Origin of the sequence: Paenibacillus plantarum, assembly GCF_013141695.1 — a bacterium.
GTDB lineage: Bacteria > Bacillota > Bacilli > Paenibacillales > NBRC-103111 > Paenibacillus_E > Paenibacillus_E plantarum.
Genome location: NZ_WHNY01000060.1, coordinates 317562 through 343448, shown reverse-complemented (window position 1 = coordinate 343448; position 25887 = coordinate 317562). Strand labels below are relative to the sequence as shown.

Here is a 25887-nt window from a genome sequence, read left to right as displayed (position 1 = left end):
ATACCCTTCCTACATATATAGAATGAATTTATCTTGATTTTTTTCAAATACTATTATTCCAACTATCATACTAATAACTGCAAAAATTAGACAGAGCAACATATTGTATGGATCTAATGAATCACCTGAATATATAACAGTTCGAAATCCTAGAATGAAATAATATACCGGATTAAAAGTCAACAGAAAATGATATTTATCAGGTATAATTTCTGATGGGTAGAATACTGCTGAGGAATACATCAAAACAGTTGTTAGAACTCCATAAATATGCTCGACATCTCTGAAAAACACTGTTATTGTTGCAAGAATAAGACTGATCCCACAACAAAAAACGAAAAATAAAATTAGATAGATTGGTGCATAAATAAGATTTATGGTTATTGTAACTTTGGTTGCCATCATAATAATGACTAAATCAATAAGTGAAATTAAAAAGAAAATGAAATTCGAAATAATACTTGATAATGTAATAATATATTTAGGAATATAGACTTTATTAATTAAATGAGATGCTGATATTACTGATAACATTGATGCGGTAGTACTAGACGAAAAAAATCCAAATAATAATAATCCGCTTAACAAATAAACAGGAAAATTCTTAACATCACTATGAAACAACTCTGAGAAAACTATTGTAATTACAATCATGTTAAGTAAAGGGTTCAAAAGACTCCATAGTATTCCTAAAAAAGATCCTTTGTATTTTTTCTTCAGATCCTTCTTCACAAGAATTGTAAGTAAATAGTAGTACTTTTTAAAGGTTTTTAGACGTGTAATATATTGTGCTATAATTTTCTCCATACTTCACCTTTCTAATTTCTCCATTTAATCTTTTTGGGATACCAAAGTATTTTTAATTTAAACATCCTAGTTGCATATGTCCTAAATTGGCGAAATCTTAAACATATATGATAAAATGAATAATCAATAACGCTTTGACTAACATTAAAATCCTTACATTAAAGAAAAGAAGTGACAATTAGTGGATGAATCAAAATCTCATATTTTTTGGCACCAACCAAAAATTACACAGAAAGAAAGAAGAATTCTGCAACAACATAGAAGCTGTGTAATTTGGCTTACTGGCCTTTCTGCTTCCGGAAAATCTACTTTAGCTAATGAACTAAATAAATATTTACATAACCAAAGTGTTCGATCATATGTACTTGATGGAGATAATGTAAGACTTGGTTTGAATAGAGATCTTGGTTTTACTCCAGAAGATCGCAAGGAAAACATTCGACGTATTGGCGAGGTATCAAGATTATTTGTTGATGCTGGTCTAATCACCATTACAGCATTCATTTCACCTTATCTTGAAGATAGAAATTTAGTTCGTTCGATGTTTCCTCAGGATGATTTCATTGAAGTCTTTGTAAAATGCTCAATTGAAGAATGTGAACGCCGAGATCCAAAGGGCTTATATAAAAAAGCTCGAACTGATCAAATTAAAGAATTCACAGGTGTTTCCGCTCCATACGAGATATCAAAAAATCCAGAATTGGTTATTGAGACAGATAAGCAGTCTGTTGAGAATTCTGTATTACAACTAGTTGGTTATTTAAAAACCCATGGATATTTGTAAACTATCGAGCGTCTCTAAATTAGAGACGCTTTTTTATTTGGAAACCCTCTTCCAGTATGCTAAAATAAAGTCGAACTTTAGCGAAGAAGGAGATATCTGGAATGAGTGCAAGTAAGAATGCCTACGCGGCTTCGCGTGCAAAATCGAATGGAACAATTACGACGGATAAAAGCTCTGTCATCTTTTGGGTATTAGCTGTGTTTACGGGCTTATTTATGTTCTGGGCACCTTTTCAAAGGGCGCTGTTTAATGGCGGTACATTTGAGTTTGAGCGAAGCATTTACTCCGCTTCCGTGTGGTCCTCCATCATCCTTTTACTTGTTGCGATTCTAGCGTTATTTGTGTTTAAGCTTCAAGAAAAGAAAGATCTCCTTACCATTCTCGTCTTCATCATGCCGCTTACTTATGTTATTTCTTTGTCGAATTCGGCATCTCACTATTTGGCAACAAATATGGTTTACATCCAAATGCTGTATGCAACTTTCTTCATTTTAGGTGTATTTTTGACAAAAAACAAGCTCGGTGTGTCGATTGTTTCCCAACTATTCATGATCTCAGGATATTTCATCGTGTTATTCGGACTTTTCTATTGGTTAGGCAACAAAACTTTCGCAGGTCACCTTGTCGGTTGGTTTGCACTCATGGATGGAACGTCTAATCTTTATCGTGACGCAGTCATGACAGACTCGAATGGACTACGTCTCACCTCGGTCTTCCAGTATGCTAACACGTATGCAGCTTTCTTAATTACGATAACGCTTAGTTCATTATTCTTCATCATAAAATCACGTAAATGGTACGTAGTTCTCATTCATGCTTTTTTACTGATTCCAACCATTATATCTTTTTGGCTTACATTATCTCGTGGAGCCATTGTCGTAATCCCAGTGGTATTCCTCATCATGATGTTCTTTTTCCGAATGAGTCGCCAAATCTTAGCACTGGTTCAACTGGGACTAGCCTTACTTACTTCCCTTGTTATTTTACAGAAAGTTACGGATATTGGCATTGGACTACAAAAACAATTCACCGCTTCAGAATCTTGGCATGGCTGGTGGATTCTACTACTTGCTTCCTTAGTTTTCGCTGGACTGTCCGTCGCTATTCAACGCTTTGGAGAGCCATGGTTGGAGCGCATAACAGCCCGATTTGATGCTAAGAAATATGCAACATTTATTCTTCCGATCGCAGCTGTCCTGATTGGTGTGGTTGGTGCCACTCTTATCCTAAGTGACACTGGATTTAAGAACATTCTTCCTGATAACGTGAAAACACGTGTTGAGAATATCAACTTCCAGCAGCACAGCGTTTTGGAGCGTGGGACATTTTATAAAGATGCTGTAAAGCTATGGTCAGACTATCCGATCATAGGTGCCGGTGGCGGAGCTTGGGCTTCCCTTTATGAAAAATATCAAAACAATCCGTATACGAGTCGTCAGGCTCATAACTTTGCTCTACAATATTTAGTCGAAGCTGGTGCGCTTGGTTTCCTAGCTTTTATCGGATTTGTCATTGCCGTTGGTTGGTTCTATATCCGAAGCTACATTAGAAGCTCTCAGGAAAAACGAGATTTGCACTTCCTATTTTTCATTATCATGATTTCCTTATTGGTTCACAGTATGATCGACTTTGATTTAAGTTACGTGTACTTAGGTGCGATTCTCTTCCTCGCTTTAGGTGGGATGTTGAGCAACAGCTCCTCTGGTGAGCTACAGTTAAAGTCAAAATCAGCTGTTATCCACAAGATTTTCCCTGCAAGTATCGCGGTATTGTCGCTAGTGATGTTCTTCATCTCTGCTCAGCTTCTTTCGGCGAATGGTTCTTACAAACAATCTATTGAAGTTATAAAAACAAGTAAGGATTACAATCAGATTGTAAAACCTCTTGATAAAGCCATTTCGTTGCATCCTGGACATCCGGATTATTTGTTAACAGGTCAAGTGAGTCGAATTGGACTTTTGCTTCAAGTTTATAATCAAATGCAGAAAGAAAATCCTAATGATCCTACGAAGAGTGAGCCATTTTTCAATCAAGCCCAAGACTTAATGAGTCAGCTTTTGAAAAAAGAGCCCCATAACCGCGTAGTGGCCATGCAACAGCTAAACATGCTTCTCATCAAAGGTAATAAACAAGGGGCTTTGGAATGGTCAAACGCTCAAATTCCGAACTACCCTTGGTATATGGATATGTATGAGAAGAGCATCTCACTGAATATTGAGCTTGCAGGAGAAGCCAATACCAAAGGCAACGCACAAGAGTTCAACTCGAAATTAGAGAATGCTCTTGCCACGTATAAAGATGTTCTTGCGCGCATTGATTCTTTGAAAAACCTACCAAAGGAACAAATGCAAGGACGTGAATTCGCAGTCACTCCATCGATGGCACTCAACATTGGCCAAATTAGCTATATGCGCGGTGATTATAAAGGTGCTATCGCACTGATTCAACCACATATAACTGAGAATATGGATGACCAAGTGAATCGTTTAATAATCCGCTGGTATCTAGCTATAATGCAGAAGCAAGGTACGCCAGATCAGGCATTGATGAACAAGCTCATCGCAAAGGATCCAGCAGAGAAGCAAAGTGTTGATACCATTGTTGCAGCTGTTTTTCCAGCAAAATAAGTAAAAGCGCCACATCGCTGTGGCGCTTTTTTTATATAGCCTACTTCTCAATCCACTCACGCCGTAATGCAAAAAGCTCCCGCAGCTCGCTTGTTGACATCTCCGTGACCCAGTTCTCGGCGGTGCCAACGATTTGGTCACTGAGGCCTTGCTTACGCTCGATCATCTCGTCGATTCGCTCTTCGAGCGTGCCGAGCGTTACAAACTTGTGCACCTGCACGTTGCGCGTTTGCCCGATGCGGAAAGCGCGGTCCGTGGCCTGATTCTCCACGGCCGGATTCCACCAGCGGTCATAGTGGAACACATGATTGGCGGCTGTCAGGTTCAACCCCGTTCCTCCTGCTTTCAGCGAGAGGATGAAGATGTGACATCGCTCCTCCGCGGGGAGCGTCGCGTCTTGGAAGCGCGCGATCATCGCGTCGCGCTTCATTGCACTAATCCCCCCGTGCAAGAACTGCACGGGCTCTCCCAGCGCCTGCGCAAGCGTATTCTGCAGCAGGTGCCCCATCTCGACGAACTGGGTGAAGATGAGGCAGCTGCCTCCTTCGCTCCTGAGTTCGTCTATCATTTCCACCAAACGCTCCAGCTTCGCTGAGCGTGTTCTCACATCAGCCGCGGCGGCAAGTGCGCCGCGCCCCTCTTTTGCTTTCGCACCTGCTCTTGCGCCTGTTTTCGCCCCTGCTCTTGTGCCTGCTTTCGCACCTGCTCCGCCAATCTCCTTCAAAAACAAACCAGGATGATCGCAGATCTGCTTCAACTTCATTAGCGAAGTAAGAATGAGTCCCTTCTTCTCGATCCCACTGGAGTCCTCAATCCTCTCCATCAAGCTCTGCACGACATTCTCATACAGCGCCCCTTGCTCTGTGGTAAGACGCACATACGCCTTGCCCTCGTACTTATCCGGCAAATCCAGCTGAATCGCTGGATCCTTCTTCAGGCGTCTCAGCAGGAACGGCCTTATCAGTCGTTGTACGCGCCCCGTCAATTCCTTCGCTCCATCCCCATTTTTCTCGATCGGTCCTACATACTGTCGGTTAAAATGAGTCAACGTCCCCAGGTATCCCGGGTTCACAAAGTCAAAAATCGACCACAACTCGGTCAATCGATTCTCAATCGGCGTACCCGTCAACGCAATACGCTGACCCGCTTCTAGCTTACGAATGGCCTGCGATTGCTTCGTATATGCATTCTTGATATTTTGTGCCTCATCCAAACAAAGCGTATCCCATGTTATACTCGACAGCTCCTCTTCATCCAGCTGTGCGAGCGTATAGGATGTTATCACCAAATCAGCATCACCAAGCGATGCTTGGAAAGATTCTCCTTTTGCCCGCTGCGCACCATAATGAAGTTGAATTCGGAGAGTCGGCGCGAAACGCGCGAGCTCCTTCTGCCAGTTACCAAGCACAGAGGTCGGACATATGAGCAATGAGGGTTTCGATCTGAAATCTGACATTGATCTTGACCCGATATCTGACTTTGACTTTGACCTTGAATCTCCCGTCAATCTTACCTCGGTCTCCCCCTGCTCCCTCACCTTCAACAAATAAGCAATAAACTGAATGGTCTTCCCCAACCCCATATCATCCGCCAGACAGCCACCTAGCCCCATATTACGCAGGAAAAGGAGCCACGACACCCCTTGCACCTGATATGGCCTAAGTTCAGCACACAAGCCCTCAATGTTCCCCACATGTGGAATAGACTTGGTCTGACTCAACTGTTTCATCAAGCCACGCATATGACTATTGAGTTCTACCTTGACCTCCAAGGGTTTAGCCCTCTCATCACCCTCTTCCGCGCGACCTTCCTCATCTTCAGACAGATGCATTTCCAAAACATCCCGGAAAGACAGACCTTTCTTCCTCTCAACCTGCTTCATAGCATCTCGAATTTGCTCCAAATACGCTGGATCCAGTTGCACCCATTTGCCTCGGATATAAATCAAACGCTTCTTTTCCAATGCCAACTGCCCAAATTCTTCCTCAGACAAATCTATGCCGCCTAGCGCCACACGCCAATCAAACTGCATGATTTGATCCATGCCAAACATGGCTTTGCGCGTAGAACCCACGGAGCTTTTGATCTTCGCCTTCAACTGCGGACGCCCCATCTTCTGAATCTCTTCCCACCATGATGGTAAAAAAACTGAAATTCCCGCCGCCACAAGCTGTAGACTGGATTCGGTTAGGAACGTCCACGCCCCTTCATCTGACAATTGCTCGATGATTTTGCCTGGTTGATAGGCACTCTCTAGCTCTGGCAGCATCCGCAAAATACGTTTCGTTTGTTCCTGAAGACTATCAGCAATATCTGATTGCCAAGCAATCGGTATCTCACCAACTAGCACATTCCCCGTTGAACTAAACTCAACGAATCGGTTCGCATCCTTGCGATCCTGTGCAATGAATCGCAAACGCCAATCCGCTGCGTTATCTTTAGCGGTTGTCGTACCGTCAACATACGTCTCAGCATAGGGTTCAACGAGCTGCACACAAATCCGATATGGCGCATCATCCTCATGAGTCCAACCAATCGCTAGGAGCCAGTCCTCTTCCTTCATCCAAGACGATTCCAACAGCAAAGCCTCAAACCCTCTGACATTAACTTGCAGCAGCCTATTCGCTTGAACTAATCCATTCCACACCGGAGCTAGCTCGAAATCCGCATCAGTCTCTAGCAGCTCTTCAACGATTCGGCTAAACCAGCTCTGCCAAAAGCTTTCCGGGAAAGCCCCATCGCACAGCTCTCTAAACCTCTCAGCCTGTCCCACCGGCACATTAAACTTCCAGCCATTTTTCCCCGCTCGCCAAAGCTCATAGGACGGCAAATACCAGCCAGCATCGATCGCCTCACTTAGGAAGTGTGCTCCTTTTTGCAACTCCGTAAATCCCTCTTCCCATGTTAAACTGCTATGTAAGAGCACGCCTGGTGCACGTAAATAATCCAAAGCCATAACAGGAGACAGCACAATCGCATCCCCATAAGGAATCCGAGTCACTTCCAGCCCAGTCCCATAGAATGAGCGCTCATGCCAGGCAAAAAGCAGCTTGCGCAGCATATATCCAGGAACCGCGTTCGCTTGCTCTGTTTCTCCATACAGGGCAAAACTCCCCGAAGGCAGCCTTTGAATTCTCATATGAATCGGTGCCAAAGTCATCATGGTATCAAATTTCCTTTCCGCAATTCCTCCGTAAAGGCGCGATACCGAGCGTATTGTTTCACGATTTGCTCCAAGTACGCTTCGAAACGAGGGGTTAGCTTCAGCTTTTTATAAGCAGCCGCTAATTTCTTCAACAGCTTTATAGCTTGTATATAATCGGGACGATTTTTCCCCTGAATAAATGCTTCAATCGCATGATGATAGATCGGCAGGAGGTATCGAACATTCGCTTTCTCGACAAGTTTGAGCTGTGCTGCATCGATGTGAACCGTAGGTAGATCCAAAAGAAGACAGAGATCTGCCCATTCCTGGTATTCACCTTTTGACAGTAGGAATTTGGCATAGTGATCGTAGCTAGCAGGTAAAAGCGAAATCATGACGTCCCTCTGCTCTTTCTCAACATCTCGCTGTTCCGCTGCCAAACGCCAGTAATGCAAAAATTCATCCGCATATACTCGCTCGTTCCACGCCATCTTCGGTTTTAACCACCGCAACCACGTCAACAAACGATCCCACTGACTCTCAAAAACAAATCCATTCAAATAATCGAACCAATAATCTGGCTCAATTTCAAACATTCCATTTTCTGCTCGTTCCCAGGCATTTTCATCCTCACTTCGGCTAATATCCAAATGAATTGAACCGAGAGTAGCAACTTGATGCGCTTGTTGACTCGCTCGCGTATCCGCAAGCACCTGCCTAAGCCTAGCCATTTCTGCCTCCAGCATGTCCTTATCCTGAAATAACTGGGACCATAACAGCTTATACAAATCGAGCCAATCATAGAGGTACAAGCCTGAGCCATTCTCACATATGTCAGCCAAATAAGCCGATAAATCCTTCATATGTCCACCGTACTGCTTAAATGCCTTGTTCACATCTAGCACGTGAAGAATCGCTTCCAACTGCTCATGGGCATGCTTCAAGACACGTTTGACATAATAGTTCGTATTTTGATAAAAATCATATGTGATCGCTTTCGATCCCGCCATCGTATCGCATAGCTGTATGACGTATAGCGCCACTTGAATATCATACACACCTCGAATAGTCGGCTCCCACGTATCAGCAAGCTTATTGAGCTCACGCCACGCTCGGAGACAAACTTCCTCAAGACTGAAAGCATTGTAAATCTTGGCATTGCCATATTGTTTATGAAAATAAGTCAGCCACATTTCGCAGCTATCCGTCGGCTCTGGCAGCCTAGTCGTAGACTTAGATTTCTGTGGAATTTTCTGATCCACCTGCGCCATCTTCATTTTACCAAAACGAAATTCCTCCGGATCATATCCCGCTTGCTTCGCCACTTCAAACAACACCGCAGCCATATGCTTACAGTAATAACCGTATGGACACGTACAGCCACTCTTTGTGAAGCTCTTGAGATCCAAGGTAACCTTGTATCTTTTGGTTCCGTCCACTCTAGCTTTTATGATCGAGGTTCCTTCAACCTGAATATCCCTTACAACACCTTCATTGAAATAAGCCCAACCTCTCGCGATGATCACTTTATCGAATTTAGGACGTATCCGTTCTATCCAGAACGGCCAATCAATTTCTAATTCTTGCATGTGTCTATCCCCCGTTACCCAATCAACATCCTTCCCTTATTATATAATTAACTCCCCTAACAAAAAAACACCCCCCGCCAGAATCATCGAATGATTCTTAGCGAGAAGTGCTTATCTGTTACTTCCTTAGCATGCCTTGGTGCGGATGCGGGTGCGTTCCACAATACTCATCGGTTTCGCTGCACGTATACACATGCTCATAGACCGGTACACAGTGATGGCGATTTACAATTTGGATTGGATGAATAACTTGAACCTTTTGTGGGTGGTAGAAATCCCTAACTACTCTTTCTGGATCTGTCATTATCGGGTCAGCAGGTGGACACTGAAATTGTTTTCCTTGGTTTGGTTGTAAAGCCATGAATGCGTCAACTCCTCTGTTAGTATGAGATAGTATACGCCTAACCCTAGTCCATAGAGTGTACCAATGCCTATCTTTCCCATAAATGGGCTGATGCGCGTGGGCCAAGCAGGCATGGTGTCCAAGCAAATGAAAAAGAGCCAGGCTGTATGGCGAGTACCTGGGAGTAAACAAAAGTGAATTTATGTTATCGTTCACAGTATGGGAATTACGCTGTATAATTATGAACAGGGCTTGTCACATTTAGACAGGAAGCTAAAGTGAACTTAAGAAGAGGTGATGAATGTGGAAGAATTACTGCATAAAATAATGTTGCAACTAGAAACCATGGACACAAGACTAAAAGGCGTCGACACGAGACTAGAAAACGTAGAAACAAAAATTGACCGTATTCAGCTAACATTAGACTCACATCATCTCGAAAATATCGAATCTGATGACCGTCTCCTTGAAGCAATTCACACAACCAATGACCGCTTAGACTTTCAAAGAGATAAGATTTCCAAAACCGAGGAAGATGTATACTTACTAAAACAAAAACATTAGGAAAGGATGATATATTTATGAACGAGCAATTATTAATACAAATTCTAGAAGAAATAAAAGAAATGAAAATGGAACAAAAACAAATGAATGAGCGCTTAAATTCAATAGAAGCTTTCGTATCTGACATTCCTCTAATTAGACAAGTAGTCCTAGAAACGCTAGAAGATGTCAAGCAACTAGAAGCAGTTCAAAGACATTTAGTAACAGAACATCATACATTCGCCCATCATTTTAATGTCATCGATAAACAACTCGTTGATCACGCCATTGAAATAGACAAGTTAAAAAACAGATAACATTCGTAGCCCTATGGGCTTTTTAATTTCACTGAAATAGAACATACGTTCTAATATGCTAATGCTAATATTGTGATTAAAATAAAAAAAAAGACCCCCGAAGGAGTCTTTCTCTCTGCATGCGCAGAAGCTCGTCAGAGCTTCTTACATCATACCGCCCATTCCACCCATGCCGCCCATATCAGGCATACCTGGTTTGCTTGCTTCTGGTTTATCAGCGATAACCGCTTCTGTTGTCAAGAACATAGCTGCAACAGATGCTGCGTTTTGAAGTGCGGAACGTGTTACTTTCGCAGGGTCAACGATACCAGCTTCGAACATGTTTACCCATTGTCCAGTTGCTGCGTTGTAGCCGATGCCTACTTTTTCGTTTTTCAAGCGCTCAACGATAACGGAGCCTTCTTGACCAGCGTTAGCTGCGATTGTGCGAACTGGCTCTTCAAGGGAACGAAGGATGATGTTAACACCCGTTTGCTCATCACCAGTTGCTACTACTTTCGCTACTGCGTTGTATACGTTAACTAGGGCAGTACCACCACCAGAAACGATACCTTCTTCAACTGCTGCACGAGTCGCGTTTAAAGCATCTTCGATGCGAAGTTTGCGCTCTTTCAATTCAGTTTCAGTCGCTGCGCCAACTTTGATAACAGCTACGCCGCCAGAAAGTTTAGCCAAACGCTCTTGTAGTTTTTCTTTATCGAAGTCGGAAGTTGTTTCTTCCAATTGGGAACGAATTTGTGTAACGCGAGCCTTGATATCTTGTGGGTTACCAGCACCATCAACGATGATTGTGTTTTCTTTGGTAACACGGATTTGACGAGCGCTCCCCAATTGGTCAGGAGTCGTGGATTTCAGATCCAATCCAAGCTCTTCTGTAATCACTTGGCCACCTGTTAGAGCAGCGATATCACCCAACATCGCTTTACGACGGTCACCGAAACCAGGAGCTTTAACAGCTACGCAAGTGAATGTGCCACGAAGTCTGTTCACAACAAGAGTTGCTTGTGCTTCGCCTTCAACATCTTCAGCAATGATCAGAAGTTGTTTACCGGATTGAACCACTTTTTCAAGAACAGGCAAGATTTCTTGGATGTTCGAGATTTTTTTGTCTGTGATCAAGATGTACGGGTTGTCCAGAACTGCTTCCATTTTATCCGTATCAGTGATCATGTATGGGGATGTGTACCCACGGTCGAATTGCATACCTTCTACAACCTCAAGCTCCGTCAAGAAGCCTTTGGATTCTTCAACTGTGATAACACCATCTTTACCAACTTTTTCCATAGCTTCAGCGATCAATTCGCCTACTTCTTCGTCAGCAGCAGAGATTGCCGCTACTTGTGCGATGGACTGTTTGCCTTCGATTGGCTTCGCGATAGCTTGAAGCTCTTCTACAGCCGCTTTAACAGCTTTCTCGATACCTTTGCGGATAACCATTGGGTTAGCGCCTGCAGTAACGTTTTTCAGACCTTCACGGATCATAGCTTGTGCTAGAACCGTTGCAGTTGTTGTACCGTCACCAGCAACATCGTTAGTTTTAGTAGCAACTTCTTTAACAAGTTGTGCTCCCATGTTTTCGAAAGCATCTTCAAGTTCGATTTCTTTCGCAATTGTAACACCATCGTTAGTGATCAACGGGCTACCAAATTTTTTCTCAAGAACTACGTTACGGCCTTTTGGACCTAGTGTTACTTTAACGGCATTCGCCAAAGCATCTACCCCGCGAAGCATCGCGCGGCGTGCGTCTTCACTGAACTTAATTTCTTTTGCCACGATAGGAAACCTCCTCTAATTAAAAACCTAGATAAATTGTTATTAACGTAAAGCCGATCTATATGCTGCTCTAACTTAGGCTAATACAGCGAGGATGTCGCTTTCGCGCAAGATCAACAGTTCGCGGCCTTCGTATTTCACTTCAGTTCCAGCGTATTTGGAGAAAATGATGCGGTCGCCTTCGCTTACTTCAAGCGGAACACGTACGCCATCTTTCAACGCGCCAGCGCCAACGGCTACAACTTTACCTTCTTGTGGTTTTTCTTTAGCTGTATCTGGCAGCACGATGCCACTTGCTGTAGTCTCCTCTTTCGCAACGGCTTCAATGATAACTCGATCACCTAACGGTCTGATCATGGAAAAATAGCCTCCTTTAGAAAATTTGTCTTGGGTATATTTCTTAGTTATTAGCACTCGAATGTGTTTAGTGCTAACAACACCTCTTATGATACTCATTCTGGGAGTAATTTGCAAGTCCTTTTACACATTTTTCATTCTTTAGGACACCCCCCTCATTCTACCCAAATGATAACCAAATATTCCCTCTATGAATGAAAAAAAATAGCCCGCCATGTAGGCAGACTATGTTCATGCACTTCTTCATTTAGGACCAAACTCCAGTTCCCAAGCGGCATCTTTCGCAAGCTGTTTGCGATAAATGAAGCCCGACATGAAGACACTGAATTCATATAGAATAATGAGCGGCACCGCAACTAAAATCGCTGAAATCGCATCTGGCGGCGTAATAACGGTCGCAAGAATAACCATCAGCATGTAAGCATATCTTCTAAACTTATGCAGGCGCTTCGGGTTCAGCAGCTTAATCTTCGTGAGAAACATCACCACGATCGGCATCTCAAACACACACGCAAGCGGAAGAACGATGTTAAACATGAAGGTAAAATACTGCGCAGCACCGTACATCTCCGTTATTTCTAAACTCTTACTAATCGACGAAGTAAAATAAAACGCCATCGGAAAGACAACCCAATACCCAAAGGATAATCCCAACAAAAAGAGCAAAAATGCGTAAGGTACGTAGAGGAGCGAAGCCTTCTGCTCCGTCTCCCGCAAGCCCGGCTTAACGAAAGCCCATATATGGTAAAGAATCACGGGTAATGTGATAAGAAGACCGACAGCTAACCCAAAATTCATATACAAACGCAAGGCATCCCAAGGGGAGAACACGTTCCAACCGATGCCATCTGCTGGCGGGATACTTTTGAGATACCGAATGATAGGTTTAGCAGCTACGAGCCCACCCACCATACCAATGACCAGAACAACTAATATCCACATGATTCGCTTGCGAAGCTCGCCAAGGTGCTCTACAAGAGACATTTCTTCGTTCTTCAACCGACTCACCTACCTAATCTAGTGCATACAGCCTGCAGGCTGAACCACTTCTTAATCTGCGTGACAAAAAAACTAATCCGGTAATCGCCGGGAATTGCCTGTATTGCCTGACTGCTGCGCTGGCGCCGGGGTAGGGGCCGAGGCTTGTGCAGGAGCGGAGGACAACACATCGCTGTCTGCTTGTGAAACTGATGATGACGAAATTGGCAAGGATATGGCCTCTGCAGCTTCAGCTGGCGTACCGATAACATGAACAACCTCAGAGGACTTTTTCGTTACGAAAGTCACCGCAGGTTTCACCTCAGACGAGGCTGCTGGTTCTGCCATAATTTGCGCCTTTATCGACCCTTGAGGTAATGGCTCAATAGAATCTATTGCCTCTTTATCGATTGCAACCACGCTAGCAACCTCCACAGGTGTGACCGGGTCAGGTACAACTGGTGTTTTGGATGCTAATGGCGCTTTGGGCTCGTCACTCATGAGTTCATTCGTCGCTTGCTTGAAATCTCTTAACGTCTTACCAAGCATTCTGCCGATCTCCGGCAGCTTCTGCGGTCCGAATATGACAAGCGCGACGACGGCGATCAATAAAAGCTCGGTGAAACCAATATTTTGAAACATGGACTTCATCTCCATTATGTGTTGCGTTATGAATACTCTTCTAACATTGATAAAATCCGCCGTAGCCCATCTCCGTGATGTCACTACGCACGATTTCTTCGCCTGCGCAGATGCGCGGCAGCAGCACATCAAAAGACGTGTACAGGTCGTGCATCACACAACCCGGCAGGCCCATGATCGGCAGATCGCCTAGATAGGCGATCATCAGCATCGAGCCCGGCAGCATCGGCGTGCCGTAGCTGACCACGCGGGCGCCGGCCGCCTTGATCGCACCAGGCGTGCGATCATCCGGGTCCACGGACATGCCGCCCGTGACCAGCACCAGATCCACGCCTAGCGCTTGCAGCGCGTGGATCTCACCCACAATCGCTTCGCTGTCATCCGACACGAAGCGTTGGTCCACAACCACGGAGCCGAGCTGCGCGACCTTCTCTTTCACAACCGGGCCGAATTTATCCTGAATTCGGCCCTTGAAGACCTCGCTGCCCGTCGTAATCACGCCGACGCGCAGCTTGCGAAATGGCTTCACCTCGAGCAAGGTGAAGCCTTCCTCACGTCGAGCCGCGGCTAGCCGCTCGACCTCTGCAACCTTCGCTTCGTCGACGATCAGCGGGATCACCCGCGTACCGACCAGCGAAGCGCCGCCCTGAACGACCGTGTTGCTGCGAATCGTCGACATGATGACCTCATCAATCGCGTTCACGCTGTCCACGAACGCTTTATCGATTTTCACCAAACCGTGAATCTCCGACTTCACGTTCACTTTGCCCTCATGCGGCTCAGTAAGTCTGAGATCCGAACATTTATCTGTTCCCGCAATGGCGCGGGCCATGCGCAAGGCAGCCTCATCCTCATGGAGATAGCCAGGTTGCAGCTCCATCACATAGATATGTTCCTTGCCGATGCTGAGCAGGGCAGGAATATCCGCTTCCGTCACTTGATGACCTTTGCGGAACAGCCGGCCTTTGAACTTGCCTGGCAAAATCTGCGTGAGATCATGCGGAAGAATCATCCCGATTGCATCTTCCACTTTGACCTCGCGCAGCATGGAAGTATCTTTACTCATCACGAGTCACCTTCTGACTTGTTCCTATTACTCCGCAATTCATCATGAGGCAGCTTACACGCTTCATTTTCCCATTCACCCGTGATCGCCTTCTTTGCCTGTTAGAATACCAAGCGCATGAGGAAGCTGATCAATGATCGCCATCAGATTTTCTTGAACACCCTTCGGACTGCCTGGCAAATTAATGATCAGCGTGCGTCCGCGAATGCCAGAGACGGCTCGTGAGAGCATCGCTTTCTTCGTTTTTTGCATCGAGATCATGCGCATCGCTTCGGCAAAACCAGGTGCAACACGATCAATCACATTGAGCGTTGCTTCCGGTGTAACATCTCGCGGAGCCAAACCAGTTCCACCTGTTGTTAAAATTAAATCAGCTTGATAATAATCAGTCATTTCTATTAAGGAAGCCATAATTTCGTCCATCTCGTCCGGAACGACCCGGTACTCGATGATTTCGCCTTGAATTTCCTCTTCAATCAGCTCGCGGATTACCTGAGCGCTAGTGTCTTCTCGTTCTCCTCGGTAACCGCGGTCACTGGCTGTCAAAATCGCAACTTTCCAGTGCATCCTTCGTCACCTCTCCCTTGTTCACTGAATGAGATCAACCCACTAACCTGCGTGATAGGCAGAACCTCACCCGATTAACGGTATGTTGGCGCTGGATCTTACTCCCCTCACGCTTTCATGTCTTGCCTGTGAAAATCCCCGTTTTTACCGCCTGTTTTCATAACAAGCAGGGTCGAGTTAATCACCATATCTTTCTCTACAGCTTTGCACATGTCATACACGGTTAATGCCGCGGCAGAAACAGCCGTCAGGGCTTCCATTTCTACCCCTGTAGGACCTGTTGTACGTACAGTTGCTTCTATGTATAGTTCATTGATGCCATTATTCGTAAACTGAATATCGACCCCGGTTAAAGCGATAGGATGGCACATCGGTATCCAGTCTGACGTTTTCTTGGCGGCCATGATGCCAGCCACTTGAGCCACGGCGAGGACGTCGCCTTTTTTCATTTTACCCTGGAGGATTAAATCAAGCGTGTCTGACTTCATTAATAAGGTAGAGCGAGCTGTGGCCGTGCGCTTCGTCTCATCTTTATCCGATATGTCGACCATGCGCGCTCTTCCCTGCTCATTAAAATGCGTCAATGGTGAAGAATCGGGCACTGCAATCACCTCTATATTAGGTTTCTGTTTTGAACACCATCTTACTTTCGGTTACGATGCCATCCACTCGAAAATCATGCCAAGAAGAAGGAACAGCAGGAATCAATTGATTATCGAAAGCAGCTGCAACGGCAAAAGGTCTTTTCAAACCGCGCGCAGCGAATAACTGCATAAACCGATCATAAAAGCCGCCGCCGTAACCCAAGCGACCAAAATCTAGATCAAAGGCTAAACCTGGTACAACAATCATGGAGATCGTGCCCAAATCATGTTCAATGGGAACATCACTCCGCGGCTCTCTAATCCCATAAGCACCACTTTCGAGGTCCTCATAGCGGCTTATGATGTGCAAGTTCATCGTTTTCGTATCTGCCACTACTTTCGGTATCAGCACACGAATTCCCTGCTGCCAGCACCATTCCATTAATGGCGCAACGTCGGGTTCAGAACGAAATGGCATATAGCTCATCAGCGTAGGCTGAGAATTGGACGGTATTTGCCCCTGTTCAAACAGCTTATCCGAACATAGCTTCACCATTCTTTGGTTGATTAGTTGTTGCTTCTCATCCCGGATCTCGGCAACAATCGAAGCACGTCGTATTTCCATTTCCTTGCGTAATTCTATTTTCCGCTCTCGGATGTTCATCATAAGCTACAGCCCTTCCTAGCGAGGAGTGGTTTCCCCCATTTTAACATAAATAAAGTAAAAAACTATACTCGTACCATAGACCCCGCCGAATGGCCTATATTTCCTGTCTAAATTAAGCAGGCGTTGCCCTCATTCTTCGTGTATACTAATGATTTGATGGGATTGAAACAGCGACTAAAGGTCAACTTAACTAGGTTCTTACATTAATATGTATCTAAAACGCAGGAGGTAGCAGCAACATGCTATTACAAGTTTCTAACATATCCAAAAGCTATGGGGTACGCTCCGTACTCTCTAATATAACGCTTCAAATTGAAAATCGGGAACGCATCGGACTCGTCGGTGTCAACGGCGCTGGGAAGTCTACCCTTCTTCAAATCATCGCGGGTGAGATGTCCTATGATAGCGGTGATCTTTTCAAAGCAAAGGAAACCAAGATCGGCTATTTAAAGCAAAACAGCGGACTTAACACTGACAAATCCATTTGGAATGAACTGCTCAGTGTATTCAGTTCATTATTGGAAACAGAGCGCGAGCTCCGAGAACTGGAAGCCTTGATGGCTGACCCTAACCTCATCTCCGATGAGAAAAAGTATGAAACCACCATGAATCGGTATGCGCTGCGCTCCGAATGGTTTCGTGAGCATGGCGGCTATGAAATTGAGGCCAAGATTCGCGGCATTTTGCATGGGATGGGCTTCGGACAGTTCGCACCAGAGACCCTGGTCAACACCCTCAGCGGAGGGCAGAAAACAAGATTGGCTTTGGCTAAAATGCTGCTGGAAGAACCCGATCTGCTCATGCTCGATGAGCCTACCAACCATTTGGACATCGCCACATTGACGTGGCTCGAAGGCTATCTGCGCGGCTATCCTGGCGCTATTCTCGTTGTATCCCATGACCGTTATTTCCTTGATGCGTTGGTAACGTCTATTTATGAAATCGAACGCCATGCATCCAAACGGTATACGGGCAATTATTCCCGTTTTATCGAGATTAAAGAGGCGAATTATGAAATTGAATTGAAACAGTTTGAAAAGCAGCAAGAAGAAATCTCGAAATTAGAGGATTTCGTGCAGCGCAACATTGTGCGTGCTTCAACAACCAAAAGAGCGCAGTCACGTCGTAAGCAGTTAGAGAAAATGGACCGTTTGGATAAGCCGATGGGCGATTTGAAACGTGCCTCCTTCTCTTTCGAAATCGAGCAAACCTCTGGGAAAGAAGTCCTGCAAGTAGACCGTCTTTCACTTTCGTATGATGGCCGAAATCGTCTTCTCGACGGTGTCTCGTTCCAGCTTCGCCGTTCTGAAACCGCTGCGCTTATTGGACCTAACGGGGTCGGGAAATCCACCCTGCTCAAAACCTTAATCGGTGCCCACAAACAAGACGCTGGTACGTTCAAATGGGGTGCTGGTGTCACGATCGGTTATTACGATCAAGAGCAGAAAGGTTTGAATCCGTCCAACAACGTGTTGGAAGAAGTGTGGAACACGTATCCCCATTTGGAAGAAGCGCGTATTCGCACGGTGCTTGGCAGTTTTCTTTTCAGCGGCGAAGACGTATTCAAAAAGATTGCGGCATTAAGCGGTGGAGAAAAAGCACGGGTCTCGCTCGCTAAGCTCATGCTTCAGAAGGCCAATGTATTGATTCTCGATGAGCCTACCAACCATCTTGATTTATATAGTAAAGAAGTGTTGGAGTCCGCTTTGATGGATTACGAAGGCACCCTGTTATTCATCTCCCATGACCGGTATTTCCTTAATAAAATGGCAGAGAGCATGCTCGATTTGCAAAAGGATGGCTTAACGAGTTATCTCGGCAACTATGACGACTATGTGGAGAAAAAAGCGGAGCTTGCTGAAATGGAAGCGAAGCGTCTGGCCAAAGAGGCGGAGAAGAAATCTGCCGGAAGTTCATCTTCCGTTGCTGCGGTGAAAGCAGAGCCTGCTAGTGGTGGCAGTTACGAGGCGGACAAGTTGGCTAAGCGTGAGGAACGCAGTCGTCAGCGGAAGCTAGAACAGCTAGAACTGGATATTGCTCGACTTGAAGAAGAAGTGACAGCTCTGGAGGCAGAGCTTGCTGATCCTGCTGTGTACAACGACTATATGCTTGTCCAGGAGAAAACGGCTGAGGTCGACAAGCGTAAGGGCTCACTTGCAGCTTGCTATGAGGAATGGGAGGTTTTATTGGCTTAAAAAGAAGGAGTCCACGTCGAATGATGTGGGCTTTTTTGTTGTTCGATCGGATTTTCGGGGATTTCGGACGCCATCCTGTGGACAAGTTCACAAAATGTTCAAAGTTACCCACAGGAACAGCAGATATCCACTACTTTGTCTTGAAATTCCCTGAAAACTTCCTCCGAAACTGTTCATCCTCACTTCCTAGCTCCCTCTTATGCACAAAAAAATAATGACGAATTGTTCCGATAATTTAAACGGTTCTTTATGGGGCCATAATTTGTTATACACAACGTTATCCACAGAAAAAGGGAGGCATTTTCCGCCCCCCATCAGTCTTTTCACTATTTTTCCACAAAGTTATCCACATTACCCACATTTTTTTATGAAAAAGTTATCCCTCTAACACACCCTCTAAAAAGGTTGATTTCTCGGGTTTTCTTTAAGTTATACACATTGTACACAGGGGGTGTGCATAACCTTGCTCACAAGGTGTGTATATATCTAAGTTTTCTTACAATTTAGCTAAGACGGACGGAATCTGTCGATTACGAAGCTGTAATGACCGTCTCCCCTCCATCGGACGTCACGCTATTTTGCATCCGAATGGCTTGATTGCAGGCCGATATGAACGCCTTGGCTACCGCAACAAGGACATCTTGGTCGATCCCTGTGTTCTTGTAAGTTTGACCGCCAACGGAGATCGTGACCTCAGCTTCGCCAGTCGCTTTCTCGCCTGTGGACAACGAGTGCAGCTCAAGATCAGAGAACTCGACATCCATCGGGATCGCTTGTTGCAGACAGTGTACGATAGCTTCGATCGGGCCTTCCCCTGTGCCGGAGTAGACACTCTCTGTACCCGTCTGATTATTTCTGACCGAAACAGAAGCTACACGATTGCGATCACTGCTCGATATGACCTGCATATGTGAAAGTGTGAATGGCTCCATTTGCCCATCAACCGTGCTGCCTACAAGCTCCATCAGTTGGTCGTCCGTGACCATTTTCTGCTCATCAGCTTTTTCTTTGAAACGCGTATAAAGTGTATCCAGTTCTTCGCCTGTAAGCTCGATGCCAAACTGGCCAACTCGATGCTTCAGTGCATGGCGGCCAGAGTGCTTGCCAAGGATAATCATGGAGCGTGGGATACCCAGCTTTTCTGGATCCATAATTTCGTACGTATTGCGGTTCTTCAGAAGTCCATCTTGATGGATGCCCGCTTCGTGCTGGAAAGCATTCCGGCCGACAATCGGTTTGTTGTACGCGATCGGGAAGCCCATAATACGGCTGACCATTTTGGATGTGTTAAAAATCTCACTCGTCACGATGCCCGTTTCCACGCCCATCGAATGCTTCCGCGTCTCAATCGCCATGACTAGCTCCTCAAGCGAACAGTTGCCAGCACGCTCGCCGACACCGTTCACCGTTACTTCCACATGCGTGACACCTGCCGCAATAGCCGCAAGGCTGTTGGCAACGGCAAGCCCAAGATCGTTATGGCAGTGGGCACTATACTCGACCGTATCACCGCCTCTCACACTTTGGCGCACTCTGCGGAACATCGCGCCGTACTCTTCAGGAAGCGCATAGCCGACTGTGTCAGGGATGTTCAGAATAGTCGCACCTTCCGCGATGACAGCTTCCAGCACTTCAAAAAGGAACTCATCTCCCGTGCGCGTCGCATCCATCGGCGAAAATTCGATCCGATCGACGAATTGCTTCGCATAGCCGACCATCGCACGAGCCATCTCCACAACCTGCTGACGCGATTTGCGCAGCTGGAAATCGAGGTGGATGTCCGACGAGGACAGGAACATGTGAATACGTCTGGATGCCGCGTCCTGCGTAGCTTTGACCGCTGCATCAATGTCGGCTTTGACAGCGCGGGCGAAGCCGCAGATCTCAACACCTTGCAGCTCGCGTGAAATCTGCTGCACGGCCTGGAAATCGCCAGGACTTGAGATCGGGAAGCCCGGCTCAATGGTGTCGATGCCCATCAGAGCAAGCTGTCTCGCGATGCGGATTTTCTCCTCTGGGTAGAGAGATGCGCCCGGCGCTTGCTCACCATCACGAAGTGTTGTATCAAAAATGCGAATGCGTCGATTAGTATTTATGTTGTTTTCCATGGTTAATTCCTCCTAAGGTATGCCCGAAGGCGATGTTTATGTCGCGTATGGATCAGATATTGAGCGACTATGATGCTGTAAGCGTGAATTTCACTGTTACAGCGGTGAATTCGGGCAATTGGTGAGCTACTTGATACTGTAAGCGCGTTTTTCAGCGTTACAGCGTGGGATTGGTCGGATGTGATAGGTTTTCTGCGCTGTAAGCACGAATTTCACTGTTACAGCGAGTGTTGGTGTGATGCGACGGATTCTATCAGATGTAAAAAGTGGCTGCAGCGCACTTTTCCACAGACGACAAAAAGACCCGTCATCTCCACATAAGAGACGACGGGTCTTCACCCAGCGCGGTACCACTCTTGTTGACTCCGTTAAGAGCCCACCTCAGATATAGCCAGCAAGCTGCTCGCTACATCACCCGATCACGGAGGTCATCCGTTCATCCCTAACAGCTGTTGCCAGCCAATCAAGATGACCGCTTCCAAGCGAGTTCGGGGCGTTCTCGGTCTGCGTCGCATCAACCCGCAGCTTTCTGTACCAGAGACATGGAGCCCTTACTACTCTTGTTCATCGCGTTATTATATGTGTTTGCCTAGCTTACATTTGTTTCAGAACAACCAAAAAAGCCTGCCATCTCTATAAAAGAGACGACAGGCTTGAACCTTCCGCGGTACCACTCTAATTGATCCGAGCTGTTACACTCGAAACCACTCATGTACCTGATCACGGGGGTCAACCGTCAAGACCTACTTGGGTGCTGGATCCTTGGCATCCTTATCAGTCCTACCGCTCCCGGGCGAGTTCAGGTGACGTTTCGTCTGTGCTCTCACCACATGCACAGCTCTCTGAGCGAAACTAATCTTGCCTTACTATTCCCGTTCGTTGCGTTTGAAAGTATTGATTGTGATTATAATATGCACTTTTTTCAAAGTCAATACACTTATCAGAAAATTATTTTTATTTGATTACCTTTACGAATACTCCAGAAGTAACTAAATTTCAAATGCTCTATTTACCCAGAAGCCGATTTAGTCCGATTTTCCCTGCTTATTTGCGACTGTTGGAGGAGATTATCGACATTAGTTCGATTTCCCACACTTAAAATGCCACAAACCAGCTAATACCCCGAAATTCGGCTAAATAGTTCGGTGAAATCGAATTAAAGCATCATCGGGGTCTACTAGATTTAATTTAGTTCGTTTTTTTTCTAACTAATCACATCAAGAAGTCCTTCGCCCGCCCTCACAGAAATAATCACAAGGGAGGCGACTGTGCGACAAATTTACCACTCTTCCAGTTTGAGCTGAGGCTCGGCTTTCAACTCCATGGAGTCGAACTCCTGCTTGTCCCACTTCAAGAAAGCGGCGGCGCCAATCATCGCCGCATTGTCCGTGCAGAGCCGGTGCGGCGGCACCAGCAACGGCACACCCAGCTGCTCGCAGCGCTCGGCGAGCCTGCTGCGCAGCCCTTTGTTCGCGGCGACTCCGCCCGCGAGCAAAAGCTGTTTCGCGCCGTATTCCTTCACGGCGCGACTTGCCTTCTCCACAAGCACGTCAATGACGGATGCTTGGAAGCCCTTGGCAATCTGCGCGACCTGAACGGTCTCGCCGCGCATCTTGCTTTGGTTGACGACGTTCAGCACCGCGGATTTCAATCCGCTAAAGCTGAAGTCGTAGGAATCTGCCTCGAGCCAGGAGCGAGGCATTTTGATCTCGGAATCGGCTTCCTGAGCAAGCCGATCCACGTGCGGGCCGCCCGGGTAAGGCAATCCCATTGCCCGGGCAATTTTATCGTAGGCCTCGCCGGCCGCATCATCGCGCGTACGTCCGATGATACGGAACTGGCCGGGGCCTTCGAGCAGAATGAGCTCGGTGTGTCCGCCGGACACGACGAGCGAAATCGAAGGATACACCAGCTCATGCACGAGCTGGTTGGCGTAGATATGTCCCGCGATATGGTGGACACCAATCAGCGGGAGGTCTAGGGCGCAAGCGAGCGCTTTGCCCGCGACAACGCCAACAAGCAGGGCCCCGATCAATCCGGGGCCTTCGGTTACGGCAATGGCGGAGAGCTCGTGGAGAGAGACGCCCGCTTCTGTGACGGCTTCCTCCAGCATCCATGTGATCGACTCCACATGCTTCCGGGAAGCCACCTCCGGCACAACACCGCCATAGCGTTGATGCGTTTCGATCTGGCTGGAAATCACATTCGAGCGAATGATTTTCCCATTTTCTACAATGGCCACGGAAGTCTCGTCGCAACTCGTTTCAATGGCGAGAATATACACTGATTTTGTTACTTCTTGTTCACTACTCACACTATTCACCTATTTGAAAGCCTCAGTCTTTGAGACTATCCTTTCTACGATTGGGCAGATCCGCCCACATAACGACAGCGTCCTCGCGATTATCTGTATAATAGCCTCTACGCACACCAACGGAGCGGAAGCCTAGTTTCTCGTATAGATTTTGCGCCACGTAGTTCGAAGTTCTCACTTCCAGGGTGATGCGGATGGCACCAAGGAATGCAGATGTTTTCATCAACTCACGCAGGAGTCTTTCTCCTAGCTTGCGACCGCGATACGTATCTTTTACAGCAATGTTCGTGACATGTGCTTCCTCCATAATGAGCCACATGCCGCCATAACCCGCGACTTCCCCATCAATGTCCATAATCATATAATGTGCAAATTGGTTGTTCGTCAGCTCGTTCTCAAATGCACCTCGTGTCCAAGGTGTCGTGAACGCTTCCTGCTCGATCTCGACAATAAAAGGAATGTCTTCCATGGTCATCGAGCGGAATACCAATGAATTTTCTATGGCATGCGGCTGTCTCTGTTCCATGATTACTGTTCCCCTTTCTTCGTCTGCAGACCAGCTAGCAGATTGGCTTCCGCTTCTGGCAGCCTTGTGTAATTCGGTACAAACGAATGAACGTCTGCCTTCTCGCCCCGCGCTAATCTTGGATTAGCCAGCAGGCCAATATACTCCGCTTCAATTCCATAGGGAACAATGCTCACATGACCAGCAAAATCCTTCGTAAACTGCTCCAATTCAGCCGCAAAGCCTGCTGTCTCACCAACGAACAGTATGTGATCAGGCGCTAAACGACTAGCTTGCGAAAGAATCTGCTCCGTCCACGCGCCAATAACTCGTATACCATCAGGCAACACTTCATGCCAAGTCGCATCCGGTTCTCGAACAGCGGTAACAGCTGTCGCCCCCTCATACGCATACACCGCCGTAAAAGCCTGCTTACGCCTTCCATCCATCAGAGGAACAACCCATGTTAAACCAGTTCCTTCATAGTCGTTCTGTACAGAACCACCAATAGCCATAGCTTCCAAACTAGAGACGCCGATCAAGTCAAGTCCTAACGACCATGCAAATGTTTTGGCTACAGAAACAGCAATCCGCACGCCTGTATACGAACCTGGACCCTGCCCGGCAGCAACCGAGCGCAGATCTCGCGGCTTCATACCTAAGCGAGCTAGCAAATCTTGAATGTGGGGAAGCAATCCCAGAGAATGGTTCCTTTCTGCATGGGAGCTAATTTCCCCGAGCATGTGTCCATTTTCCAATATAGCAACTGTCATTGCCGATGTAGAGGTATCGATCGCTAAGCATCGCCCCGTATTAGTTATCCGTTCCGTCATGTAAATGTCCGTTCTCCTTCATCTGTACACACCAGCTCTCATACGGCGAACCGTGCGGAATCAAGTGAAATACGCGGGTTTGATCAACCTCTTGGGTGATCGTAATACTTAACCTGTCAGGTGGCAGCAGATCCTCAATTAAACTTGACCATTCAATCAGGGTAACACCTGCCCCATAGAAATAGTCCTCTAATCCCAACTCATCTGCTTCCTCTTGCGAAATGCGATACATATCCATATGGTAGAAGGGGAGTCCAGCTCCCTCGTATTCTTTGATAATGGTAAATGTAGGTGAGTTTACATGCTCCGAAATCCCCATCGCTCTGGCGAATCCTTGCGAGAATCTCGTTTTGCCAGCACCCAAATCTCCGTCTAATGTAAAAACCGTTCCCGGCTGTAGATACGTTGATAATAGGGTTCCCAGTTTATCCGTATCTGCTTCATGCTCAGAATGAAACTTAAATGTGGATTGAGCCAATGATCTCATCCCTTTCTTCCGCGTGCGCGTGCTTTTTCTATTATAGTCCTCGCTAGCAGGTGACAGCAACCTGTCGTTGAGAAAAGCTCCCCTCAGGGCATACGAAATTGAGAAAAAGCCCTCCCCGATACCCTATCGGAGAAGGCTTGTTTGCCCATGCGGACCTTTAGTGTACCTCTTCAAGCTCCCTAGCTGGGACGACCCGAGCATCTGCGGGATTGCCTTCCGCATGTACTTTGACTAGGCCTTTCCCCGAGTCTACACTGTCAATCCAGACAGCCAGACCGTTCAGATCCACTTCAATTTTCTCATCTGCAGCTAAAATTTCCTGAGCACGGTGAACATTCATGGTTCATCCAGTACGGATTCCGGATAATCCATCGTATCCGTGGTTGAGTGTTCAATTAAGCCACCCTGCATGGTGACGTTACCGCCTCCAAGCCCCTCATTAATCATACGATCAATGTCCATAGAACAATCGTCCCTATCTTCATTGTTCGTGTCTTGCGACAGATTTGATTCTGATGCCATCCGTAATCCCTCCTTAGGTTCGCTATTTGGGTTATCATGTTGCATTTATAAACTCTCCAAACTCCCCTCTAACCATTCTCTTAAATAACTGCCGTATAAAGGTAACGTATCAAGAGAATACTAGTACAATTATG

Annotated in this window: 24 protein-coding genes and 1 other annotated feature; of the genes, 5 read left to right on the top strand and 19 right to left on the bottom strand. The window is 46.3% G+C overall.

The window, feature by feature from the left end; genetic code table 11:
- Window positions 1-9: 9 nt before the first annotated feature.
- Entirely contained in the window at window positions 10-807 is a 798-nt protein-coding gene (locus GC096_RS39570; protein WP_171632530.1) for an ABC transporter permease, read from the bottom strand.
- A 181-nt stretch (window positions 808-988) separates the two neighbouring features.
- Between GC096_RS39570 and cysC the strand changes: the two genes are divergently transcribed.
- Window positions 989-1591 (top strand): adenylyl-sulfate kinase, encoded by a 603-nt coding sequence (cysC, locus tag GC096_RS19615; protein ID WP_171632528.1) that lies wholly within the window; start codon window positions 989-991, stop codon window positions 1589-1591.
- Between the two features lie 101 nt (window positions 1592-1692).
- Complete coding sequence (locus tag GC096_RS19610) at window positions 1693-4218, top strand: O-antigen ligase family protein (RefSeq protein WP_171632526.1); 2526 nt, start codon at window positions 1693-1695, stop codon at window positions 4216-4218.
- Window positions 4219-4258: 40 nt separating this feature from the next.
- On the opposite strand, the gene GC096_RS19605 is transcribed toward GC096_RS19610, so the two are convergent.
- The 3 genes from GC096_RS19605 to GC096_RS19595 all read right to left on the bottom strand — a co-directional run bounded on the left by GC096_RS19605 (window position 4259) and on the right by GC096_RS19595 (window position 9313).
- Window positions 4259-7381, bottom strand: coding sequence for a DEAD/DEAH box helicase (locus GC096_RS19605; RefSeq protein WP_246302840.1), 3123 nt, complete (start codon window positions 7379-7381; stop codon window positions 4259-4261).
- Entirely contained in the window at window positions 7378-8952 is a 1575-nt protein-coding gene (locus GC096_RS19600) for an SWIM zinc finger family protein (protein ID WP_171632524.1), read from the bottom strand. Before GC096_RS19600 ends, GC096_RS19605 begins: the two co-directional genes overlap by 4 nt.
- 118 nt (window positions 8953-9070) lie before the next feature.
- On the bottom strand, window positions 9071-9313 hold the full coding sequence (locus GC096_RS19595; protein ID WP_171632523.1) for a hypothetical protein: 243 nt from the start codon (window positions 9311-9313) through the stop codon (window positions 9071-9073).
- 285 nt (window positions 9314-9598) lie between these two features.
- Here GC096_RS19595 and GC096_RS19590 point away from each other — a divergent pair, with 285 nt between their 5' ends.
- Window positions 9599-9859, top strand: coding sequence for a hypothetical protein (locus GC096_RS19590; protein ID WP_171632521.1), 261 nt, complete (start codon window positions 9599-9601; stop codon window positions 9857-9859).
- Window positions 9860-9876: 17 nt separating this feature from the next.
- Entirely contained in the window at window positions 9877-10155 is a 279-nt protein-coding gene (locus tag GC096_RS19585; protein ID WP_171632519.1) for a hypothetical protein, read from the top strand.
- A 144-nt stretch (window positions 10156-10299) separates the two neighbouring features.
- On the opposite strand, the gene groL is transcribed toward GC096_RS19585, so the two are convergent.
- From groL to GC096_RS19545, 8 genes are all read right to left on the bottom strand, one after another.
- Window positions 10300-11928, bottom strand: a complete 1629-nt coding sequence (gene groL, locus GC096_RS19580) for a chaperonin GroEL (protein WP_056608544.1) — start codon at window positions 11926-11928, stop codon at window positions 10300-10302.
- 75 nt (window positions 11929-12003) lie between these two features.
- The gene (groES, locus tag GC096_RS19575; protein WP_028553854.1) at window positions 12004-12285 is read right to left on the bottom strand and encodes a co-chaperone GroES; all 282 of its coding nucleotides are present in this window, start codon (window positions 12283-12285) and stop codon (window positions 12004-12006) included.
- Window positions 12286-12528: 243 nt separating this feature from the next.
- A complete protein-coding gene (gene tatC, locus GC096_RS19570; RefSeq protein WP_171632689.1) occupies window positions 12529-13269 on the bottom strand; it encodes a twin-arginine translocase subunit TatC in 741 nt (246 codons plus the stop codon).
- Between the two features lie 87 nt (window positions 13270-13356).
- The gene (locus tag GC096_RS39115; RefSeq protein ID WP_171632518.1) at window positions 13357-13905 is read right to left on the bottom strand and encodes a twin-arginine translocase TatA/TatE family subunit; all 549 of its coding nucleotides are present in this window, start codon (window positions 13903-13905) and stop codon (window positions 13357-13359) included.
- Window positions 13906-13945: 40 nt separating this feature from the next.
- Window positions 13946-14971 carry a molybdopterin-binding protein gene (locus GC096_RS19560; protein WP_246302839.1) on the bottom strand — a complete coding sequence of 342 codons (1026 nt, stop codon included), beginning with the start codon at window positions 14969-14971 and terminating at the stop codon, window positions 13946-13948.
- Window positions 14972-15046: 75 nt separating this feature from the next.
- Entirely contained in the window at window positions 15047-15538 is a 492-nt protein-coding gene (locus tag GC096_RS19555) for a MogA/MoaB family molybdenum cofactor biosynthesis protein (protein WP_056608535.1), read from the bottom strand.
- A gap of 107 nt (window positions 15539-15645) precedes the next feature.
- Window positions 15646-16140 carry a cyclic pyranopterin monophosphate synthase MoaC gene (moaC, locus tag GC096_RS19550; RefSeq protein WP_312886308.1) on the bottom strand — a complete coding sequence of 165 codons (495 nt, stop codon included), beginning with the start codon at window positions 16138-16140 and terminating at the stop codon, window positions 15646-15648.
- A 16-nt stretch (window positions 16141-16156) separates the two neighbouring features.
- A complete protein-coding gene (locus tag GC096_RS19545) occupies window positions 16157-16789 on the bottom strand; it encodes a 5-formyltetrahydrofolate cyclo-ligase (RefSeq protein WP_171632515.1) in 633 nt (210 codons plus the stop codon).
- 239 nt (window positions 16790-17028) lie between these two features.
- On the opposite strand from GC096_RS19545, the gene GC096_RS19540 reads away from it, so the two are divergent.
- Window positions 17029-18984, top strand: a complete 1956-nt coding sequence (locus tag GC096_RS19540; protein ID WP_171632513.1) for an ABC-F family ATP-binding cassette domain-containing protein — start codon at window positions 17029-17031, stop codon at window positions 18982-18984.
- A 530-nt stretch (window positions 18985-19514) separates the two neighbouring features.
- Here the strand turns inward: GC096_RS19540 and GC096_RS19535 are convergent.
- The 7 genes from GC096_RS19535 to GC096_RS19505 all read right to left on the bottom strand — a co-directional run bounded on the left by GC096_RS19535 (window position 19515) and on the right by GC096_RS19505 (window position 25753).
- Complete coding sequence (locus GC096_RS19535; RefSeq protein WP_171632512.1) at window positions 19515-21092, bottom strand: 2-isopropylmalate synthase; 1578 nt, start codon at window positions 21090-21092, stop codon at window positions 19515-19517.
- A 637-nt stretch (window positions 21093-21729) separates the two neighbouring features.
- Window positions 21730-21981 (bottom strand) — a binding site (T-box leader).
- A 390-nt stretch (window positions 21982-22371) separates the two neighbouring features.
- Window positions 22372-23406 carry a tRNA (adenosine(37)-N6)-threonylcarbamoyltransferase complex transferase subunit TsaD gene (gene tsaD, locus GC096_RS19530; RefSeq protein WP_312886307.1) on the bottom strand — a complete coding sequence of 345 codons (1035 nt, stop codon included), beginning with the start codon at window positions 23404-23406 and terminating at the stop codon, window positions 22372-22374.
- A 22-nt stretch (window positions 23407-23428) separates the two neighbouring features.
- Complete coding sequence (gene rimI / locus GC096_RS19525) at window positions 23429-23932, bottom strand: ribosomal protein S18-alanine N-acetyltransferase (protein ID WP_171632509.1); 504 nt, start codon at window positions 23930-23932, stop codon at window positions 23429-23431.
- A gap of 2 nt (window positions 23933-23934) precedes the next feature.
- Window positions 23935-24744: a tRNA (adenosine(37)-N6)-threonylcarbamoyltransferase complex dimerization subunit type 1 TsaB gene (gene tsaB, locus GC096_RS19520; RefSeq protein ID WP_171632508.1), complete on the bottom strand. Its 810-nt coding sequence runs from the start codon at window positions 24742-24744 to the stop codon at window positions 23935-23937.
- On the bottom strand, window positions 24725-25231 hold the full coding sequence (gene tsaE / locus GC096_RS19515; RefSeq protein WP_171632506.1) for a tRNA (adenosine(37)-N6)-threonylcarbamoyltransferase complex ATPase subunit type 1 TsaE: 507 nt from the start codon (window positions 25229-25231) through the stop codon (window positions 24725-24727). The genes tsaB and tsaE overlap by 20 nt, the downstream gene beginning before the upstream one ends.
- A gap of 157 nt (window positions 25232-25388) precedes the next feature.
- The gene (locus tag GC096_RS19510; protein WP_056608515.1) at window positions 25389-25571 is read right to left on the bottom strand and encodes an H-type small acid-soluble spore protein; all 183 of its coding nucleotides are present in this window, start codon (window positions 25569-25571) and stop codon (window positions 25389-25391) included.
- Window positions 25568-25753, bottom strand: coding sequence for a hypothetical protein (locus GC096_RS19505; RefSeq protein WP_171632501.1), 186 nt, complete (start codon window positions 25751-25753; stop codon window positions 25568-25570). The genes GC096_RS19510 and GC096_RS19505 overlap by 4 nt, the downstream gene beginning before the upstream one ends.
- Between the last annotated feature and the right edge of the window lie 134 nt (window positions 25754-25887).